General features: G+C 46.2%; 15 protein-coding genes and 1 other RNA gene. 8 read left to right on the top strand and 8 right to left on the bottom strand.

Translation table 11 applies throughout. The annotated features are described in order from the left end of the window. Window positions 1-29: 29 nt before the first annotated feature. Window positions 30-407: a transfer-messenger RNA gene (ssrA, locus tag NIASO_RS19990) on the top strand. Between the two features lie 52 nt (window positions 408-459). Here ssrA and NIASO_RS19020 read toward each other — a convergent pair. After that, window positions 460-831, bottom strand: coding sequence for a hypothetical protein (locus NIASO_RS19020; protein ID WP_008582584.1), 372 nt, complete (start codon window positions 829-831; stop codon window positions 460-462). 96 nt (window positions 832-927) lie between these two features. Here NIASO_RS19020 and NIASO_RS19015 point away from each other — a divergent pair, with 96 nt between their 5' ends. Then, complete coding sequence (locus tag NIASO_RS19015) at window positions 928-2,778, top strand: outer membrane protein assembly factor BamB family protein (RefSeq protein ID WP_008582585.1); 1,851 nt, start codon at window positions 928-930, stop codon at window positions 2,776-2,778. Window positions 2,779-3,574: 796 nt separating this feature from the next. Here NIASO_RS19015 and NIASO_RS19010 read toward each other — a convergent pair. Both NIASO_RS19010 and NIASO_RS19005 read right to left on the bottom strand, forming a co-directional pair. Beyond that, window positions 3,575-4,162, bottom strand: a complete 588-nt coding sequence (locus NIASO_RS19010; protein WP_008582586.1) for a DUF4126 domain-containing protein — start codon at window positions 4,160-4,162, stop codon at window positions 3,575-3,577. A 175-nt stretch (window positions 4,163-4,337) separates the two neighbouring features. Beyond that, window positions 4,338-5,024, bottom strand: a complete 687-nt coding sequence (locus tag NIASO_RS19005) for an NAD(P)H-binding protein (protein ID WP_008582587.1) — start codon at window positions 5,022-5,024, stop codon at window positions 4,338-4,340. A gap of 33 nt (window positions 5,025-5,057) precedes the next feature. Here NIASO_RS19005 and murB point away from each other — a divergent pair, with 33 nt between their 5' ends. The 3 genes from murB (at window position 5,058) to NIASO_RS18990 (ending at window position 7,494) form a co-directional block, all read left to right on the top strand. After that, on the top strand, window positions 5,058-6,074 hold the full coding sequence (gene murB, locus NIASO_RS19000; RefSeq protein WP_008582588.1) for a UDP-N-acetylmuramate dehydrogenase: 1,017 nt from the start codon (window positions 5,058-5,060) through the stop codon (window positions 6,072-6,074). A 270-nt stretch (window positions 6,075-6,344) separates the two neighbouring features. Then, the gene (locus tag NIASO_RS18995) at window positions 6,345-7,130 is read left to right on the top strand and encodes a HipA family kinase (RefSeq protein WP_008582589.1); all 786 of its coding nucleotides are present in this window, start codon (window positions 6,345-6,347) and stop codon (window positions 7,128-7,130) included. Further along, a complete protein-coding gene (locus NIASO_RS18990) occupies window positions 7,108-7,494 on the top strand; it encodes a DUF3037 domain-containing protein (RefSeq protein WP_008582591.1) in 387 nt (128 codons plus the stop codon). Before NIASO_RS18995 ends, NIASO_RS18990 begins: the two co-directional genes overlap by 23 nt. Window positions 7,495-7,504: 10 nt before the next feature. Here NIASO_RS18990 and NIASO_RS18985 read toward each other — a convergent pair whose 3' ends face one another. The 5 genes from NIASO_RS18985 to NIASO_RS18965 are packed head-to-tail and all read right to left on the bottom strand — an operon-like array spanning window position 7,505 to window position 13,531. After that, on the bottom strand, window positions 7,505-8,500 hold the full coding sequence (locus NIASO_RS18985; RefSeq protein ID WP_008582592.1) for a UbiA family prenyltransferase: 996 nt from the start codon (window positions 8,498-8,500) through the stop codon (window positions 7,505-7,507). Further along, a complete protein-coding gene (locus NIASO_RS18980; protein WP_025299153.1) occupies window positions 8,487-9,566 on the bottom strand; it encodes a hypothetical protein in 1,080 nt (359 codons plus the stop codon). The genes NIASO_RS18985 and NIASO_RS18980 overlap by 14 nt, the downstream gene beginning before the upstream one ends. 8 nt (window positions 9,567-9,574) lie before the next feature. Beyond that, window positions 9,575-10,555, bottom strand: a complete 981-nt coding sequence (locus NIASO_RS19830; protein ID WP_008582604.1) for a glycosyltransferase family 2 protein — start codon at window positions 10,553-10,555, stop codon at window positions 9,575-9,577. Further along, window positions 10,545-11,723: a glycosyltransferase family 4 protein gene (locus tag NIASO_RS18970; protein WP_008582605.1), complete on the bottom strand. Its 1,179-nt coding sequence runs from the start codon at window positions 11,721-11,723 to the stop codon at window positions 10,545-10,547. The genes NIASO_RS19830 and NIASO_RS18970 overlap by 11 nt, the downstream gene beginning before the upstream one ends. Then, entirely contained in the window at window positions 11,720-13,531 is a 1,812-nt protein-coding gene (locus NIASO_RS18965; protein WP_008582606.1) for an ABC transporter ATP-binding protein, read from the bottom strand. The genes NIASO_RS18970 and NIASO_RS18965 overlap by 4 nt, the downstream gene beginning before the upstream one ends. 320 nt (window positions 13,532-13,851) lie before the next feature. Here NIASO_RS18965 and NIASO_RS18960 point away from each other — a divergent pair, with 320 nt between their 5' ends. The 3 genes from NIASO_RS18960 to NIASO_RS18950 all read left to right on the top strand — a co-directional run bounded on the left by NIASO_RS18960 (window position 13,852) and on the right by NIASO_RS18950 (window position 19,208). After that, complete coding sequence (locus NIASO_RS18960; RefSeq protein WP_025299152.1) at window positions 13,852-14,439, top strand: RNA polymerase sigma-70 factor; 588 nt, start codon at window positions 13,852-13,854, stop codon at window positions 14,437-14,439. Between the two features lie 70 nt (window positions 14,440-14,509). Beyond that, window positions 14,510-15,538, top strand: coding sequence for a FecR family protein (locus NIASO_RS18955; RefSeq protein ID WP_008582608.1), 1,029 nt, complete (start codon window positions 14,510-14,512; stop codon window positions 15,536-15,538). A gap of 157 nt (window positions 15,539-15,695) precedes the next feature. Next, window positions 15,696-19,208 carry a TonB-dependent receptor gene (locus NIASO_RS18950; protein WP_008582609.1) on the top strand — a complete coding sequence of 1,171 codons (3,513 nt, stop codon included), beginning with the start codon at window positions 15,696-15,698 and terminating at the stop codon, window positions 19,206-19,208. The last annotated feature ends 7 nt before the right edge of the window (window positions 19,209-19,215 follow it).

Here is a 19,215-nt window from a genome sequence, read left to right as displayed (position 1 = left end):
TTGTATGCTGGCTTTTTATTCCAGAACCGGGGGGCGCTTGGTTTTGACAGCATAGATCTTTGAAAGCAGAAGCATGTCAGGCGTTGTGTAATTAGCCTGTAAATCTGAATACTCAAATCATAAATGGCAATACTCAGTATGCCATGGCTGCCTAATCAGTGATTAAGTAGTCATTAGGGCCGCGTTGAGCCGGTTGTTCTGTTACCACGCTCCGCCGCCGACTTATAAAACAAAAACAGGATGCTGTTGCATTAGGCTGTGCCTGTAACAAAAGACCCATACAGCTAAGTGAAAAATCGGTTTGTTCTTTCCCTGTTTTTCGCCGACAATCAATACAAGAAATAAGCATGTAGAAGGCTTTTGGGGAATGTGTTTGGACACCGGTTCGAGTCCGGTCGCCTCCACAAAAAAAGGTGATGCTATAATCCGGCATCACCTTTTTTGTTATATGAAAAACAGCTATTGCTTCGCTGCAGGCGTAGGCGCTGGTTTGGCAACCGGTTTCGCCGCTTTGATTTTATGGGTTTGTTTTAACTGCTGCTGCTGATCGGGCGTTAGCACCGCCAATCGTTGCTGGTGCTCCTGTTCATTCAATTGCTGTATTTGTTTGTTTCTATCCGCCTTGCTGAGCGCCGTGTTATTCTGAATGGCATCTCTTTTGATTTTGGCATCGGTCTTTATTTTTTGCAACTGTTGCTGCTGGGCAGCGGTAAGCCCCGCTACTTTTTGATATTTGTCTGTACTTTGTTTTTGCTTTGCCGGCGCTGTTTGAGCAGCAACAGCGCTGCTTACCAAAAGGCCCGCTATTAGGGCGAAAAATACTCTTTTCATTTATTGTCGATTTTATAATAAAATAATCAGCAAAATCTATACCGGGCAGGAAATCCCCGCCGTTTTTATATCTTAGCTGATCATAAAAACGTACAAGTGAAAAAAATAGTTGCCGCGCTGTTGCTTTGTTTATTTTGCCAGGCGATCCGCGCACAAGCCCGTTTTCAATTTGCCCATATTTCCGATCTGCATATCGGCTCCAATAATGCCGACGAAGATCTGAGAAGAACCGTCCGGGATATAAACGCCAATCCCGATCTTAAGTTTGTGATCGCTTCCGGCGACATTACCGAATTTGGCGCCGATACAGAAATAAAACTGGCCAAACAAATCCTGGATTCCCTCAATAAACCACTGTATATTATTCCCGGCAATCATGATGACAACTGGTCGGAAAGCGGTACCAATACTTTTAACCGGGTGTTTGGCAACGAAGTATTTGCTTTTGAATATGAAGGGATCCATTTCCTGGGGGCGAACTGTGGCCCTAATATGAAAATGAGCCCCGGCCAGGTACCGTATGGTAATATTGTTTGGCTGGATTCCGTTTTGGCAACCATTCCCGGCAGGGAGCCGGTCATTTTCGTAGATCATTACCCCCTGGATTCCTCCCTGAATAATTGGTACGAGGTGGCAGATCGTTTAAAAAAACATAATATCGAGGCATGGCTTTGCGGTCATGGGCACCAAAACCGGCGCTTTGATTTCGAAGGCATTCCGGGTATTATGGGCCGGTCGAACCTGCGCGCAAAAGACAGTATTGGCGGGTATAATATTGTAACGATCGAAAAGGGAAGCATCTCCTACAGCACAAGAATTCCCGGCAGCATCACGAAAGCGCCCTGGGCGGCTGTAGCCTTACAAGATCATCATTTTGACAAAGAACTGAAAAAATATCCCCGGCCCTCTTATGCGATAAATGACCAGTACCCGCAGGTGCGGGAAATCGGGCGGTTCCAGGATTCTTCTGATATCGGAAACGGGTTTGCCTTGTATAAGGGGCTGATCATTACGCCGGACAGCCGCGGCCGCGTTCTGGCTGTGGATCCCATAAAAAACAAAGTGGTATGGCGGTTTGCGACAAATGGAAAGATATATGCATCGCCGGCAATAGCAGGTAATCGTTTCGTAGTTCCCTCAACAGACGGCACGATCTATTGCCTGGATGCCGCAACAGGTAAACCCTATTGGACCACCGCTACCCCAAAGTCTATTGTTGCAACGCCGGTCATCAGGGAGGGAAAAGTATTTGCAGGTTCGTCGGAAGGCCTGTTCCGCGCGCTGGATCTAAACACGGGTAAGATCATCTGGACCTATGACCGGGTGAAGAATTTTGTAAAAGCAATGCCGCTGGTTTACGATGGCAAACTGATTTTTGGAAGCTGGGGCAATGAATTGTATGCGCTTAATATGAAAACAGGAACTGCCGATTGGGTCTATAACGATGGATACACCAACCGCATGTTCTCCCCCGCCTCCTGTTTGCCCGTTGCAACGAACGGCCGGGTGTTTATTGTGGCGCCGGACCGGTATATGACGGCTCTTGACGCGGCAACAGGAAAGCTGATCTGGAAAAAAAGATGGAATGAATACTGGGTACGCGAATCAATGGGACTATCCAACGACAGTGCTATTGTTTTTGCGAAAACGATGCAGGGGCAACTAATTGGGGTAGCCACCAGGGCAGATACGGCAACGATTGTTTGGAAGACCGATAATGTATTTAATTATGAACTGAACCCCTCCGTAATTACAGAGCGCAAAGGTGTGGTGTATGCGTTTAGCGACAAAGGCGTCATTGCCGCGTTTGACCGCGCAACGGGCCGTACCAAATGGATACATAAAGTGGCCAATTGCCTGATACATGATCTGCAATTTATGGACGATCGCAAAATTGTGGTTACCACCATGGACGGAAAGATTATTGTGCTCCGGATTAAAGGATGATGAAAAGTACCTCCGGACAAGTGGGAAATTTTAAGAACTGGATATCAGAGCTCTCACAGATTCCCAGATTCTCACAGGATAGAAAAGATTAGTAATAATCCGGTATCAACTTTATTAAAATACCACTGTCTTGTTGATTGAAAAGAATACTATTTGTCCGGCCGATTTATAGGTCGAGCCTATGGCTCTCTGATTACTTAGCTCGGGTTAACAAGGAGCTGAAGCTCCTTGTTAACCCATTAAGCCGAGGCTACGCCTCTTTCAAATTCACGAGTGGGGCGTTCGGCTCCGTACAATAATATTCCTTATTTCACAGAAAGCCAGCGGCTTGTTCATCAGGTAAATCCGGAATTTATTCCGAATTAAAGAGTCAGGTAGAAAATGGAGTGCCATAGGCACGACCCATTTGAACTTAAAAGTAGCGCCTGGTTCAGGAACTCCGGACTTTTTTTTAATTGCTTGTAGTTGTGTTCACATTGATGGCAATGAGAGGGAAGCAGATAAACCCATTATGATAATTTTGATACCAGTTCATTATAAATGAACGCAAAAGATAGTTGGCTTCTGTGAAAATCCGTGGCATCTGTGAGCAAAAACAAACGTACGACCCATCTTTAAACTGCTGATAGCAGTGCTGCAGCCCCAGAGTGCGACGCAACCGGGCTGCCAGTAGCGCAAAAGCTGACTACCTTATTATTTTACGTACAAAAAGAGGCTCGCATCCGGCCAGTACCAATTGGCAAACTTTTTCTGTAAAAATCTTTGAGATCTCCTGTGAGTGATAACACCGGCGTAGTCAAACAGTCCTTACCTGCCGGCGACCCCTCATCTTCTTCCAAACCTTTCTAAGCACCCATACAATAAAAAAAAGAAAAATTACCGCCATCACAACAGGAATAATGAAGCTGAGTATCGAGCCTGCAACAGCCGCAGTGTTTTCACCCGTTGCCACAAAATTATTTCCCGTACCTAAGGTAGTTTTTGTACTGAAAAGCCGTAAAATGCCCGTGCCGGATGCGATCAAACCAGCACTGCCGCCACCGGTAATAATGCCCGCGATCCATTTTACCCATTCGTTGTCTATTGGAATTACGGAAGTGGCCAGAACCGTTCCGGCAATTGTGGCCATGGGCGCGGCAATGGTATCCAGGATATTGTCAACAAAAGGAATGTAATAGCCTGCAATTTCAATAATGGTTGCGGCACCCAATGCGATGAGTGCCGGTGTGGAGGAAAGCCAGAGAAAGCTTTCAGAGAAATGAAAAAAATGGAACCGGCTGGCGAGGCCCGCAACAAGCAGCGGCACAAAAACCCGGAAACCGCAACAGGCGGCTAATGCAATGCCTAATGCCGTGGCAGTAATTGCCTGAAACTCCCAGTTCATGCTGTAAGTTACAAATTAAAACCGGGAAATTATTTGGCGTTTGAAATAAACTTATTGGTATAGGGAAAATGGTGAAAAGAAGGCAGAACGCCAAACGCTCAATGCTGAATGCGGACCAAACCTTGAACCTTAAACTTTGAACATCAATCCCGGTATTCTGTGCAGAAACCAGGTGTCAATACCCCTCCCCCTTTGCCATCTGTATCATTTCTTTATAAGTATACCGAAAAACCCCGGTTTCCTGTTTCGCAGCCGCTACCACCATGGCTTTTGCAACGATCGTAGCATCAATGGCCTTGTATTGGGCCCATGAGCCAAAAAACAATCCGGACAAAGGTTTCATGATCCCCTGGATCCATGATTCCAGCCGGCGATGCTCAGTTCTCTTTCCCAATAGCTGGCCGGGGCGCATAAGGTGTACGGCGGGCATGCCTGTTGCAATAATAGCATCCTCCGCCTTACCTTTTAATCGCAAATAAAAGGCGCTGCTTTTGGGATTAGCGCCCGCGGAGGATACAAATACAAATGTGCGGCATCCGGCTTCCAGCGCCATTTTACATGCGCGTACGGGGATGTCGTGATCTATTTGCCAGTATAAATTACGGTCGCCTTTTACTTTTTTATTGGTAGTGCCGATTGCACAAAATACAACCGATACGCCTGTTAACGCCAATAGAATGGACTCCGGATCATTGAAATCGACCAGTTTTACTTCATGCTTTGCATGGATGGGCTCTGCGGGCCAGCGCACTAATGAGCGAACACAGCCGTAATCCGGATCGTCAAAAAGAAACCGCTGAACGCAGGAACCTGTAAGACCTGTAGCGCCAATTATCGCTGCTGTTTTTTTCTCTGTAGCCATTTAAACGTTATTTTGCAACAATAGATTAAAGCTATGGAAATTCTGAATAATAGCTCCCTGCGGTCATTTAATACTTTTGGCATTGAACAACGGGCGCGTCATTTTGCAAAAGTTGCTTCCACGGATGCACTGAAGGAGGCTTTGTCCTGGGCAAAAAAAAACAACCAGCGGCCCCTGATCATCGGTGGCGGAAGTAATATTTTATTGACAAAAGATTACGATGGTCTGGTTATAAAAAATGAGTTATCGGGCTATGAAAAAATAAAGGAAGATGAAGATTTTATTTATATAAAAGTACAGGCAGGTGAACAATGGCATTCCTTTGTTTTATACTGCCTGGAACATCATTACGCCGGCGTGGAAAACCTGGCGTTAATACCCGGCTGTGTGGGTGCTTCGCCCATGCAGAATATCGGCGCCTATGGGGTAGAAATAAAAGATGTTTTTCACGAGCTCACCGCCTTACACAAAACAGAACTCACCAAAAGAACATTCAGTCTGAAGGAGTGCAATTTTGGCTACCGGGAAAGCGTCTTTAAAAATATTTATAAAGACCAGTTCGTCATTACAGACGTAACCTATCGCCTGCGCAAGAAACCGGTATATCATATAGCATACGGCGCCATCCGCCAGGAGCTGGAAAAGCGGCATATTACTGAGCTCTCTATCCGGGAGATAGCGGCGGCAGTAATTGCCATCCGTTCGTCCAAGCTTCCGGATCCGGCGAAAATCGGCAATGCCGGCAGTTTCTTCAAGAATCCTTCCGTACCAATAGACGCCTACCTGTCGCTGAAAGCAAATTTCCCGGGCATTGTTGCGTATGAAAACGCCGATGGTTCCATGAAACTGGCGGCTGGCTGGCTGATTGAACAGGCAGGTTTGAAGGGTTACCGCCAAGGCGATGCCGGGGTACATGAAAAGCAGGCCCTGGTATTGGTAAATTATGGCAACGCAACCGGAAATGATATTCTGAAATTGTGTGATCTTGTTATGCAGACGGTGTCTGATAAATACGGGGTACCATTGCATCCGGAAGTAAATCTGATTTAACAACGAAGACGCGAGGAAGCAACGAATGGCGTATGAGGGATGGCTCACAGATTACACGGATTATCACAGAAGGTCTCAAAAATCTCTCCGCATCTGTGTAAATCTGTGGCATCTGTGAGAACCTTTAACGCCTTTGCGAGAAACACCTCACGCCCTTGTGCCGCCGCCCCGCTGCACCACTGCGAGAAACACTGGCGTCTTTGCATGAAACCCCTACTTTAGCAAGAGACAAAAAATTTATGTAGGTTTGATCAAATTATTATTAATCCGATGCAGGAGATCCGGTCAGTTCAGGTAACAAGATATGTAACACCGCTACGGGAAGGAGGGTCCCTTCCGGCTATTGCAGAAGCCGACGACGGCTTTTTATACGCCTTGAAATTCCGTGGGGCCGGCCAGGGGGTAAAAGCCCTGGTGGCCGAATTCATCGGCGGTGAGGTGGCCCGGGAATTGAAATTAAAAGTTCCGGAATTGGTGTATGCCCATTTGGATGAAGCTTTTGGAAGAACCGAAGGGGATGAAGAGATCCAGGATCTGTTGAAAGCAAGCAGGGGGCTGAACCTGGCCTTGCATTATTTAAGCGGCGCCATAACCTTTGATCCGGCCGTTACAAAAGTGGAGCCTATGATGGCATCAATAATCGTATGGATGGATGCCTTTCTTACCAATATGGACCGCACCGCGCGCAACACCAATATGCTTATGTGGCACAATGAACTTTGGCTGATTGATCATGGGGCCTGTTTATATTTTCATCATAACTGGGAAAGCTGGCCTGTGCAAATGAAAAGCGCGTTCCCTTTAATAAAAGATCATGTGTTGCTTCAGGAAGCCTCCCTGTTGAAAGAAGCAGACGAATTTTGCAAAAGCCTGTTAACCCAGCAAAAGCTACATGAGATCGTAAACCTGTTGCCGATGGAGTGGTTGCAATATGAAGAAGCGCAGGGCGACCCGGAAGCCGCAAGAGAAGTGTATCTTCAATTTTTGTCGTGGCGTTTAAAAAATTCCTTTACTTTTCTAAAAACCGCATTAGATGCAAGAGCTGCTGGTATATGAGTACGCGGTGCTGCGCGTAGTGCCCCGTGTGGAAAGAGAGGAATTCGTTAATGTGGGCGTAATCGTTTTTTGCAAAAGCAGGAAAATGATTGAGTGTGCGGTTTCACTGAAAAAAGAAAAAATTTTTAGTCTTTACGCCGAGGTAGATATGAATGGAATAGAGGAGAACCTGTGCGCCTTTCAGGCCATTGCGGCAGGCGACCGACAGTCCGGATCGGGCATTGCCTTGCTGGACGCCGCATCCCGGTTCCGCTGGCTGACCGCTACGCGAAGTACGATGATTCAATGTTCAAAAGTACATCCCGGTCTTGCGGTAAGCACTGAAGGACTGGTTCATACCTTATTGGAAAAAATGGTGCTATAGCCGTTCCCTTTCAGGCATACACCTTGTAGATTAGTTTCAGATCAGCAAAAATGCGGCGAAGGGTGCCGTGAAAAAGCAGCAGATGAAAAGCCAGCGGCAACAGGTTGTATATATTCTGAACAGCGGCACAGACCAGCAAGGTTAGCGGAAAAAGACATTGAAAATAGTCCAATTGCAGGATCTGAATGGGCGTATCCGGTTTACTTAATACCACTACCGGCGCCAATTTCAAAAAACGGTAACGTAAAAAACAGAGCAACAGATAACATAGATAGACCCCGATAACCCAGGGATTGCCCAGGTATAAAAAAATACCCAATGTGGCCAGAAGCTCTGTTACAAACAGGCCCGCTTCTATTCGTTTGAATTTATGTGGCGGGATCCGCACCGCAACGGTTTGCAAACCGGCACGCTGATCGTTCACGCGGTCGGTATATTGATGCCATAAAATGCCCCGAAGTCCATAGCAAAATGACCAGACGCCTATGGCAAACATCCACAACGGAGGCACCCTCTCGTGCATGGCGAAGCAGGTACTGCTGATCATTAATAAACCCGTGAAAACATGGGAACCTCCCGCATCGCAGAGGATGCCCGGGATACCCCGCTTCTTGAACCGGAAGGGGGGAAAAGAATACAGGCTGAATAAGACCCATGGAACGGCATAGAAGATCATGGAGCGGGTATCAGGATAATAAAGTACATATTCGAAGAAAAGGCCCGATAAGAGACCTGCAACCGGAAGCAACCACCGATAATAAGCCGGCAGGTTCTGCATGCGGTTCTTTTTCCCCGCCATCCGATCGTCTTTCAGATCTGTTATATCATTTATGATGCTAACGTAAGCAGCCCCGGCGGCCAGCGAAAGTAAGATGAGCAATAGTCTTGTCCAATAATCACCAATCTCCTTCCCCGCGCTCAAAATCGTTGCATAACCAATGGCCAGCAACGGTGAAAGCTTATACTCCCACCATTCAGAAGAACGGGTGATCTCAGCGATTTTCATTCGATATCAAATCATTTTTTATAAGCAGAAAGTTCCGGTAAGCGTTCAACGCTTCCACAGCAAAGGCAGTTGTCGTCTCCTCGCTTCCCCAACCATAACTTCCCGAAGGCACCACATAAAAGAAATGACGCCTCCAGGAACCATTGGACTGTTGTCGCTCCAGGAGCAACGCTGTCAATTCGTCCAACTGCCGGCCTGCAAACCCCAGGTAAACCAGCGAGGCTACCGTTACCGCAAGTTCTATATCCTGCCACTGCTCCTGTGTGGAAATAAGCCGTAGCAACCGGTCGCGTAGCACTTCACGGATGGGCGCGAGGCCGGGGACCGGTTTTGTAAACAAACGGGCATAAAGATAATAGGCAATAAAGGGATTCTGATACCAGTTATCCTTTTGCAGTTCCTGTCCTTTTTCAAACAAGCTGATCAAATAAGCGATCACATCTTTGGTGTTGTCTGATGCTCCAAGATAATACAGAACATTTGCGTTCACTAATGCGTCGGTGTCGTTAACGGAGAACTCATTTCTTAAAAAATAAAAAAAGCTTTTAAAGGGGCGTTTCAAAAAGCGCAAACGCACCAGCCAACTGTCGCGATGCAGCGGGAACGTAGGATGCAGCGTAAACCAGGTATAAAACAATCCTTTTGAATTGCGATTTGCATACAATACGGGCAAATGCTGCCGGGTGTCGTTGCCCATGCCTTTGAGGAACTCCAAAGCCATACAGGTATCATCAATATCGGGGGGCAGATAAGGAAAAGAGGGATGCCATTTTGTGTAAAAGGACCAAACACCGCCCCGCATACGCTGGTATTCGATAAAATTGGAGGAACGGGTCAGTGCGGTTTTTACATCCGGGCGTTCCGAGAAAGGAAGCAGGCAATTGCAGACCAGTGCCGTTATAAAGGTTACGGAATCAGGAACGCACCATTCTTTCATAAGCGGATCGGCAGAGAAATAACAGACGAATTCCCCATTCTGTAACTGGTGGTCTGTTAAAAAGCAGAGCCCTTTGTCAATGCTGCGATCGAGCTGTATTATTGCGGCAGGCATGGCTTCCTCTGTCATTTACTATGTTAATGGGGGCGGTTACGGCTGGTCTTATGCCGGCCCGTCTTTCTGTTGAAACCGAAACTGATCACTTCTGGAATTGATTTAAATGTGCGCAGGGCATTGATGCTAAAAGAGCGGCCCAACAGTTTCCCTGTTTCTCTGACATTAAATTCCCGGATCAAATGGTGCTTTGCCAGTTCCACCAGGCTGTAAATATGCTTATTCTCAAGCGCTTTTATTTCATTTTTCGAGAGCCTGCTTTTGAAAGCCTGTATCATTTTATGCAAATCAGCAACGTAAAGATTTTCCAGCACCTCGTTTCTTTTGCGCCCGTCGTAGATATTTTTTTTATCAATCCGTTTGGACCATAAACGTTTTAGCGTAAAGGCCGCAGTCCGGGGCGCCGTAAGGATCATATCCAGGTACATAAACCAATCATCCCCGACCCTGATTTCATTGTTCCACCCCGATTTTGTTGAAGAGCGTTTGAAGATCAGTGACGAAGAAGGCGATGGGCAGCCATGCAGATAGATCTTTCTTATTTCTTCATTATTCAATGTGACCCAATCCTCCCCGTTTTTTGGAAAATAAGGCTGCAGGTAAAGATCCTGGGAAAGGAAGTCCGTAACGGTTCCGTCCTCCCATTGCTGATCCCAGTTCGCAAAAACAAAATCATAATTCCCTGCAACCAGTTTTGCAACACAGGTTTCAAGGAAATCAGGATACCAGATATCATCAGAGTCCAGGGAGGCAATAATTTTTCCGGAAGCGTGCTGCAGCCCCGTATTTCTTGCTTTTGCCTGCCCGCCATGTTCCTGTAATATATACCGGATGCCCTCAATATTTTCCAGAACCGATCGGGTATGGTCGGTGGAACCGTCGTCAACAACCAACACTTCGATAGACGGGTAGGTTTGTTTTAACACACTGTTTACCGCGTGCACAATAGAATCAGCTCTGTTATAGGTCGGCATTATAATCGATACAAGAGGTTTAGATGTCATGGAGTTGTTTCAATATTGATAGTGAAAATTCAGTTTCTGGTGATTGAGGTATATGATCATGAATATAGGCAGCCGCATTTTCCCCGATAGCTTTCCAGGCGTGCCGTTGTTGCCAGGCCTGTTCCATGTTCTGTTCGAAGGCGGTTTCCGTGGCATCGCTGATAAATCCATTGGTGCCGTGGTCAATAATTTCACCGTGCCCACCGGCATTGGTAACAATGGCTACTCTTCCCGCAGCCATGGCCTCCAATACAGATAGTGCCATACCCTCACTACGCGAAGGTAGTAAAAGCGCATGATGCGTTTGCCAAATGGCACTGATGTCCTCGCTATACCCATGAAATGCAGTATGCGGAACATCGAGGAATTGAGCCAGTTCCCTGATGGCTTCTTCATCTGTACCCCTTCCTATAAAAGAAACTTCAATGTTCCTGCTGCGCCAGGGTTCCCTGCTCAGTATCCGTAACAGGATATCCTGTCCCTTGTCAATTATAAACAGGCGGCCCACACAAGCCAGCCGGTACGTCTTATCGGCAGGAGGAAAGGGCAGCGGCTCCCTGATCAGTTTTACAGGGTTAGATACAAGCGTTGCATTAGACAGCCTTATGCTAAACTGTTCTTCTGTAAGTTGCTGATTATGTCTGGATACAAAATAACATTGCTTTGCAGCCAGCAGCGTGCTGCGCATGGCACTCCGGGATGCAGGGGGAGGCCAGTAAAAATCAACGCCCTTCTGGGTAATGATCACATAAGGGATCCTTAATTGCATACATTCAAATGCAAATTCCAGTCCATCAAAGTTGATGCCCTGTGCCACTATTACGAGGTCCGGGCGCTCCGCTTTAAGGTGTTTACGAAAACGTACCGGCAACACACTGCTGGTAATCAAATTCCCCGGGGACCTGCTACGCAACGCAGCGGTTGAAGCCCGTATTTTGCGGGCAGCACGGCTTACAATAGAACGGGGAGGATTGAGTTCCGTAAAGTGCACGCCCAACGCTGCCAGCTTTTTGATTTCGGGATGACCGGAATTGATCCTCTCCTTATAAAGCGTGAACCGGCAATTGCTTTTTTGCAACAGGGGAATGCTCCGGGCCCACAGCTCTTCGCTTCCGCCCCAATCATCGATGCAGCAGGACACAATGGACAGGTGGTAATGCTGCTTCACGTTACTTTTTTGCTTTTGTTTAAAAATAGTTTTGCATAAGGCCCGTTATTGCGTATCAACGCCGCGTCTGTCCCCTCTTCTGCAATGGAGCCATTGGAAAGAAAATAGATATAGTCCGCATGCTGCAGGGCAGAATGCCGGTGACTGATAATGATTGCCGTTCTGTTGTTCAGTTTTTCACGAAGCGTATTAAAGAGCGCTGCTTCGGATGCTGTATCCAGTGCACTGGTAGCTTCATCAAGGATCAGGAACTGCGCATCGGAATAAAAACAGCGCGCCAGCGCCAGCTTTTGCCATTGCCCGATGCTCACCTCCTGTCCGTCCTCAAACAGGCGCCCCATAACCGTATCATATTGCCGGGGCAACTGGTCTATAAATGGCGCCGCTCCGGATTTTTCAGCAGCTTCCTTTGCCCGCAATGCGTCAAACGGTATATGAATATTGCCCAGGTAAATATTTTCAGCAGCAGTAAAACTGTACTTGTTAAAGTCCTGAAAAACAGCGCCCATGATCCCCCGCAATTCCTTCGGGTCATAGTTTCGAAAATCCGTTTCATCCAACATCACCGAACCTTCCGTGGGATCATACAGACGGCAAAGCAGCTTTATTAAAGTAGATTTACCTGCGCCGTTAGGCCCGGCAATGGCAATAATTTTTCCGGCGGGAATGGACAAATTGATATTCTTTAAAGTAGGCCGGGTGTTGTAAGGATAGGTAAAAGATACATTTTGAAAACGTAATTCTTTTACGGATTGAAGCGCAGAAGGGCTGGTCACGCCGGCCGCCGCTTCTCCCGCAGGCAGCTCCAGTAATTCAAACACGCTGTTTACATAAATGCTGTTTTGAAACAGGATAGAAATGCCCCCCGAAATATTTTGAAGAATACTAAACGACTGCGGAAAGGCAACCAGGAATAAGGTTATATCGCCAGGCGAGGCCTCGCCGCTTATGGTTTTTAACGCTATAAAGCCGATGCAGGCAAAGACGCCCAGGTTCGACATAGCGGTGGTTACCGCCTCCAGCTTTGTTCTTTTGAGGTTGATGGAAAGTTTTTCCTTCATGAGTATCCGGCGGATAACACTAAACTGGTCTTTCAGATAGTTGCCCAGGTTATATGCACGAATTTCTTTGGCCGCCGTATCAGTAGTGATCAGACTGCTGTAATAGGCTGATTTTCGCTCCAGCGGAGTTTGCGCAATGCGCCAGTTATTTAATTTTTTTGAATAATAGAGCCGAACCAGCAAGGTGGGCAAAATAAAAAGCGCCAGCAGCGGCAGCAACATCCAGTTAATGATGATGAGGACAGACCCCACGGCTACCAGGGATGCCGCATTTTTGATAATGTCGATCAATGCCGTTATCACCTGGCCGGGGCGTTCCCCGCCACTGTCCATGGCTCTTTTCAGCACATCATAATAAGAAGGGCTTTCATAGAAAGCGAGCTCCATGCGAACGGCCTTGGAGTGGATCTGTTCGTTTACATATTCCGCCGCCCGGGTAGATTGGGCTTCTACCAGGTAAGCGCTGAAAGAGCGGATGATAAAATAGATGATTCCTACGGCTCCGGCTGCCACCACATAGGTAATGATCTGGTGGTAAGCTGCCGCCGAGCTCTTTTGTGCATGGGAAACAACATCAACCAGTTTTTTAAGCAGGTAGAGCGAAGCAAAAAACACCACCGATTCCAGTAGGATAAAAAGAAAGGTTACATAAAGCCTGTTCCCCGATGATTTTTTTACAAGGGAAATGATTTTAGAAAGGCTGATGTTGTTCCTTAGCTGGCGGACTTTTTCGCTAATTTGAATCAAGAGCTCTTGGTTTTCGGGTTATTGATCCGGTTCAAGTATCTTTCAAGCTTTGTAAATATACTTTTACGCACTTTCATAGCGTTCGTTCTTAATATTTTGGAGCATTATTTAATAACAGTAAAAATAAGTTAGTTCATTGGCGTTACCGTTTCATCCAAAAGCGAATATAAGATTTCTATAGAAATGCTTCTGTCAAAAATGTTCAACCGGTTTAAAACGGATTTATCTGGGATGGATTCTATTTTATTTACGCCGGATGCCTTATGCCTTTTTCAGGCATTTACAAATATTTAAAATACATTTTCTACTTTAGCGGCCTCATGAAACGATTGGATTTACCCTATTTGACGAGGCTGGTTGCAGAACAGAGCGATGAAAATGCTTTTAATGAACTGCTTAGATACTATTACCCGGGGTTATTGTCCTTTGCAAACTCTATCCTTAACGATCGTTCGCTGGCAGAAGAAGTGATCCAGGATATATTTGTACAACTATGGGAAAATAAAAAAACATTGCCCGCCATTAATAGTCTCTCTAATTATTTATATATAGCGGTTAAATATGCCTGTTTCGGGCACCTGAAAAAAAAGAAGCGGGTATGTTATAATGAATTTGGAGAATCATTTGCGGTGGCGTACACCCACTCCGACTCAAAAATGTTGAGCAATGAAAACCTGAAGTTCATTGCTGATGCCGTAAATAAATTACCTCCGAAATGCAGGCTGATCTTCCGGCTGATCAAAGATGAGGGACTGAAATACAATGAGGTGGCCGGTATTTTAGATCTCTCGATAAAAACAGTAGAAGCCCAAATGACCATTGCATTAAAAAGCCTTGCCAAAACCCTGGAAGCTGCTTTCCCGGAATATAAAAACAACTTCTTTATAAAAAAATCCAGGTCATCTTAAAAAAAAGAGACTTTTCATTTAGGGGTCTTTGTTCCAAAAACACACTTTAGTATCAGATCGTGATATTAAAATGGACAACAACCGGATTTGGGAGCTATTAACGAAAAAAAGTGCAGGGGAGCTTACCCTGCAGGAGCAGTTGGAACTGCATCAGCTCATTCAGCAGCAGGATGCCGCACAGGCTTATGCTGCTTTTTTTAATGATTTAATAGCCACCACTACCCACTACGCATCTGTTTCAGATACTGAAACAGATAGTTTTATCCGGGAGGTACATAAAAAAATAAACAAAAAAAGGAGCCGGCTCGTATCGGTTAACTGGAAGATAGCAAGCGCCGTTGCTGCGTCGTTATTAATGATTGCCGCAAGCCTTTTATATTTCTCAAACAGGCCCGTGCGAAATATTGCTCCGAATATTGTGGCCACCAAAAAAGGTAACAAAACAAATATTGTACTGCCTGACGGAACAAAAGTCTGGATCAACGCCGACAGCCGGTTGACATACGAACAGTCATTTGGCAAGAAAACAAGGGAAGTGGAATTATCAGGTGAGGCTTTTTTTGATGTAACTCATGATCCGGACCGCCCGTTTATCGTGCACACAAGAAATATTGATGTAAGGGTTTTTGGAACAGCCTTTAATGTACGCTGTTATGCTGATGATTCCAGCGCCCAAACAACATTAATAAGAGGCTCCGTACAGGTATGCCTGAAGCATGCAAAAGATAAAAAGATCATGCTGGAGCCTAATGAAAAACTGGTGGTGCAAAATACGTATTCGCAACAGGGCAAAGACTCCGGCCTGCCGGATCAGCCCCAGATCGAATTACTGACGGCCCCGTTCAGTGCTGCCGACTCATCGGTTGCGGAAACCCAATGGGTCAATAATAAGCTCGTATTTAAAAAAGAATACCTGGAAAATATTATTCCTGAACTGGAGCGTTGGTATAACGTAAAAATTGTGCTCAGGAATAAGAACAATACAAGAACATTTAGCGGCACATTTGACAATGATGCCCTTGAAGATGTATTACAATCGTTAAAACTCTCTGCCGGAATAAAATATAAAATAGAAAAAGGGATCGTAATTATTTACTAACAATTGCTTAAACCAAAAATTAAATCATATGAAATGAATAAATAAAATAGCACATATATAATAAAAATGGGAAATGCTGGAACATTCCCCATAATAAGACAGTACATAATTGCAGTACCTGCAATCATTTTTCTATCTCATCGTAAAAAACAAAATTATGAAAAAAAATGATTGCCCTGGAACGCTTATGCCAGGGCATTTGATTATCAAATATCTATTGCTGATGAAGCTTAGTATTTTTATTCTTCTTATTACTTCCTTCCAGGCCTTCTCCATAAATAGTACCGGTCAGAGCCGGATCACCATGGAGGTTAAAAACGCTTCCATATCGTCTGTTTTAAGCAAAATACAGGCGCGGTATGAGTATCGTTTCTTTTATACAGATGAATTAGGGTTGGGTAGCCGGAAAATCGACCTGATGGCAAAGAATGCAACGATTGATTCTGTAATGCATCAACTGTTGAGCTTAACGGGCTATTCCTATAAAAAAATAAATGATGGTCTGGTAGTGATCATCGGGCAGCCGGATGCCATCGCCATCATGGATATAAAAGGAAAAATAGTAGACGAAACCGGCGCCCCGCTCGCCGGTGTGAGCATTGTTGAAAAGGGCACGGTAAACGGAACTTCAACCGGCGAGGACGGCAACTTTTCACTGAAGGTATCCGGAGAAAATGCGGTGTTGATCGTTTCCAATGTGGGATACGTTCCGTTAGAGGTTGCGGTCAAAAATCACAACTATGAGCGCATCGTTCTTAAAAAGGAAGAGAACAAACTGGATGAAGTAATTGTAGTGGGTTATGGAACGCAGAAAAAAGTGAACCTTACCGGTGCGGTAGCCCAGGTGGGATCGGAAGTGCTGGACAACCGGCCGGTGGCCAATATTTCGCAGGCATTACAGGGCGCGATCCCCAACGTGAATATCAATTTTAACAGCGGCAGACCAGGCGCTGAAGGTAGTTTTAACATCAGGGGAAACACGTCCATAAACGGAGGAGGCGCTCCCCTGGTGCTGATCGACGGGGTTCCTGGAAACCTTAATAATATCAATCCGAGAGATGTAGAGAATATCAGCGTATTGAAAGACGCCGCATCAGCAGCGATCTATGGTGCGCGGGGATCCTTTGGTGTGATCCTGGTAACCACCAAGAAAGCCAAACGCGGGAAAATGAACGTGAACTACGGCAATAACTTTGGTTGGGCCGGGTTAACCACGCGCACTGATTTTATAACAGATGGTTATACTTCCGCAAAATTAAATGATGAGGCCTTCTTACGGGCAACGGGTAACACTTACACCCGCTATACGGAAGAGGATTATGAAGAACTGAAAAAACGGCAGACCGATAAATCATTGCCCAGTGTGGTGATCACCAACCGTAGCGGAAAAGATCAGTATATGTATTATGGCAATACGGATTGGTGGCACACCATGTTCAGAGACTGGCAGCCATCAAGAGAACATTCCTTAACGATCACCGGAGGATCAGAAAAGATCGATTTCCTGGTATCCGGCCGGGCTTATGGCAAGGACGGTATGATGCGTATCAACCAGGATAATTATAGTTCCTATAACTTCAGGGCTAAAATAACCGCGCGTTTAACCTCTAAACTGGAGCTATTCACCAACACCTATTTTAATACGAGCAAATATACCTACCCGGGTTGGGGCTATAACTCCAACTTTGTTTCTATTACCGTGCATGCGTTGCCTTCCTATGTTCCCGTAAATCCGGACGGAACGGCCACCTATAGTTCCGGTTTGAATAGTTATTCAATCGGTGATGGTATCTATGCCGACCTGTTGCACGGCAAATCAAAAGGGGATGAAAAGCGGTTAGAGCTGATCAACCTGGTAGGAGCCACTTTTAAGCCCGTTAAAGGATTGGAGATCACAGGTAACTATTCCTACACGTTCAATCCGTATTCCACCATGCAGCGCCGTACCAGGGCGCCCTGGTCTATCAATCCGGGCGTGATCAGCTATGTAGGGAACGATTATCTTGCGGAAGAGGTTAATTTGATACAATATCAGGCTACCAATCTTTACGGCAGCTATACCAAAAAGCTGGGAGATCATGATTTTAAATTAATGGCCGGATACAACCGGGAGTTACGCACGTATAAGCAGATCAGCGCACGCAATACGGACTTGCTTTCCGAAGATCTGAATGCTTTCCGGCTGGCTACGGGCCAGGCTACGCTTGATGGGCAGGCGGAAGAATGGGCCTTACAGGGTTATTTCTCCAGGCTGAACTACGATTACAGAGGAAAATACTTACTCGAGTTCAACGGGCGGTATGATGGGTCTTCCCGCTTTCCTGACGGCAAGCGCTATGGTTTTTTCCCATCCGTATCCGGAGGCTGGCGGGTGAGCCAGGAACCCTTCTGGCAGGCACTAAAAGGAGGTATCAACGAATTTAAGTTGAGGGGATCCTATGGTTCGCTGGGTAACCAGCAGGAAGCTGCTACCTACGGCTATATTCAAACATTGCGCCGGTCAACTTTGAGCTATATTTTTAATGGCGCGCGCGCGCAGTCGCTGGCGGTACCGGTCCCCATTTCGCAGGATCTCACCTGGGAGCGCTCCAAGTCGGTTGACTTTGGGGTGGATATGGGGTTGCTCAACAATCGTCTTAGCATCACCTGCGACTGGTATGTGCGCAATACGCTGGGCATGCTGATTGCGGGTAAAACATTGCCTTCCGTTTTTGGAGAGGCATCCCCCAAAACCAATGCCGGCGATATGCAGACAAGAGGCTGGGAAGTAATGGTAGCCTGGAGCGATCATAAGTTAGTGGCCGGAAAACCCCTTAGCTATAATGTAAGTGTGGGCGTGGGTGATTATAAGGCAAAGATCACCCGGTTCGATAACCCGCAAAACCTTTTAAGCAACTATTATGTTGGACAGGAACTGGGGGAGATCTGGGGCTATAAAATTGGCGGGTTCTTTAAGACCGATGCCGAAGCCACGGATTATCAAAAAACAGTGAACCAGGATTTTGTAAACAAACAGCGCCTGGGTGCGCCCGGCAACTGGGCGAAGCTGATGGCCGGCGATATGAAGTTTGTGGATGTAAACGGAGACGGATTTGTGAATAACGGGAAGAATACCCTGGCCGACCATGGAGACCTGGTAAAAATCGGCAACAAGCAGCCCCGTTATACTTTTGGAGTGAATTTAGGAGCAGATTGGAGTGGATTCGACGTATCCGTTTTCCTTCAGGGTATTGGAAAGCAGGACTGGTACCCGGGAGCAAATGCGGATAAGTTCTGGGGGCCCTATTCCCGTCCTTACTACTCTTTTGTCCCGGTTGATTTCCCCGAAAAAGTATGGAGTGAAGACAATCCCAATGCTTATTTTCCAAAGCTTCGGGGCTATGAAGCCCTGAATGCCGGGGGATCTTTAAATGCTCCGAACGATCGCTACCTTCAGAACCTGGCATACATCCGTTTGAAGAACCTGACCGTTGGATATTCACTGCCGGCGGGCATATTGTCCAAAGCCAAAATTTCAAGATGCCGGATCTATCTGAGCGGGGATAACATCTTTACGGCAACCAAACTAAAAACAAAATACATCGATCCGGAAATGGCCGCTGCAGAAGCAAACGGGCGCATTTACCCGATCAGCAAAATCTATTCATTTGGTTTGGATCTTTCTTTTTAAAATATCA

The organism is Niabella soli DSM 19437 (assembly GCF_000243115.2).
GTDB lineage: Bacteria > Bacteroidota > Bacteroidia > Chitinophagales > Chitinophagaceae > Niabella > Niabella soli.
The sequence above is the reverse complement of the archived record's forward strand: the minus strand, read 5'-3'. Positions and strand labels throughout refer to the sequence as shown.

Bases quoted from the DNA above. Each gene is read 5' to 3' on its own strand.
- NIASO_RS19020 (WP_008582584.1), bottom strand. From the start codon at position 831: ATGAAAAGAGTATTTTTCGCCCTAATAGCGGGCCTTTTGGTAAGCAGC.
- NIASO_RS19010 (WP_008582586.1), bottom strand. From the start codon at position 4,162: ATGAACTGGGAGTTTCAGGCAATTACTGCCACGGCATTAGGCATTGCA.
- NIASO_RS19005 (WP_008582587.1), bottom strand. From the start codon at position 5,024: ATGGCTACAGAGAAAAAAACAGCAGCGATAATTGGCGCTACAGGTCTT.
- murB (WP_008582588.1), top strand. From the start codon at position 5,058: ATGGAAATTCTGAATAATAGCTCCCTGCGGTCATTTAATACTTTTGGC.
- NIASO_RS18995 (WP_008582589.1), top strand. From the start codon at position 6,345: ATGCAGGAGATCCGGTCAGTTCAGGTAACAAGATATGTAACACCGCTA.
- NIASO_RS18990 (WP_008582591.1), top strand. From the start codon at position 7,108: ATGCAAGAGCTGCTGGTATATGAGTACGCGGTGCTGCGCGTAGTGCCC.
- NIASO_RS18985 (WP_008582592.1), bottom strand. From the start codon at position 8,500: ATGAAAATCGCTGAGATCACCCGTTCTTCTGAATGGTGGGAGTATAAG.
- NIASO_RS18980 (WP_025299153.1), bottom strand. From the start codon at position 9,566: ATGACAGAGGAAGCCATGCCTGCCGCAATAATACAGCTCGATCGCAGC.
- NIASO_RS19830 (WP_008582604.1), bottom strand. From the start codon at position 10,555: ATGACATCTAAACCTCTTGTATCGATTATAATGCCGACCTATAACAGA.
- NIASO_RS18960 (WP_025299152.1), top strand. From the start codon at position 13,852: ATGAAACGATTGGATTTACCCTATTTGACGAGGCTGGTTGCAGAACAG.
- NIASO_RS18955 (WP_008582608.1), top strand. From the start codon at position 14,510: ATGGACAACAACCGGATTTGGGAGCTATTAACGAAAAAAAGTGCAGGG.
- NIASO_RS18950 (WP_008582609.1), top strand. From the start codon at position 15,696: ATGAAAAAAAATGATTGCCCTGGAACGCTTATGCCAGGGCATTTGATT.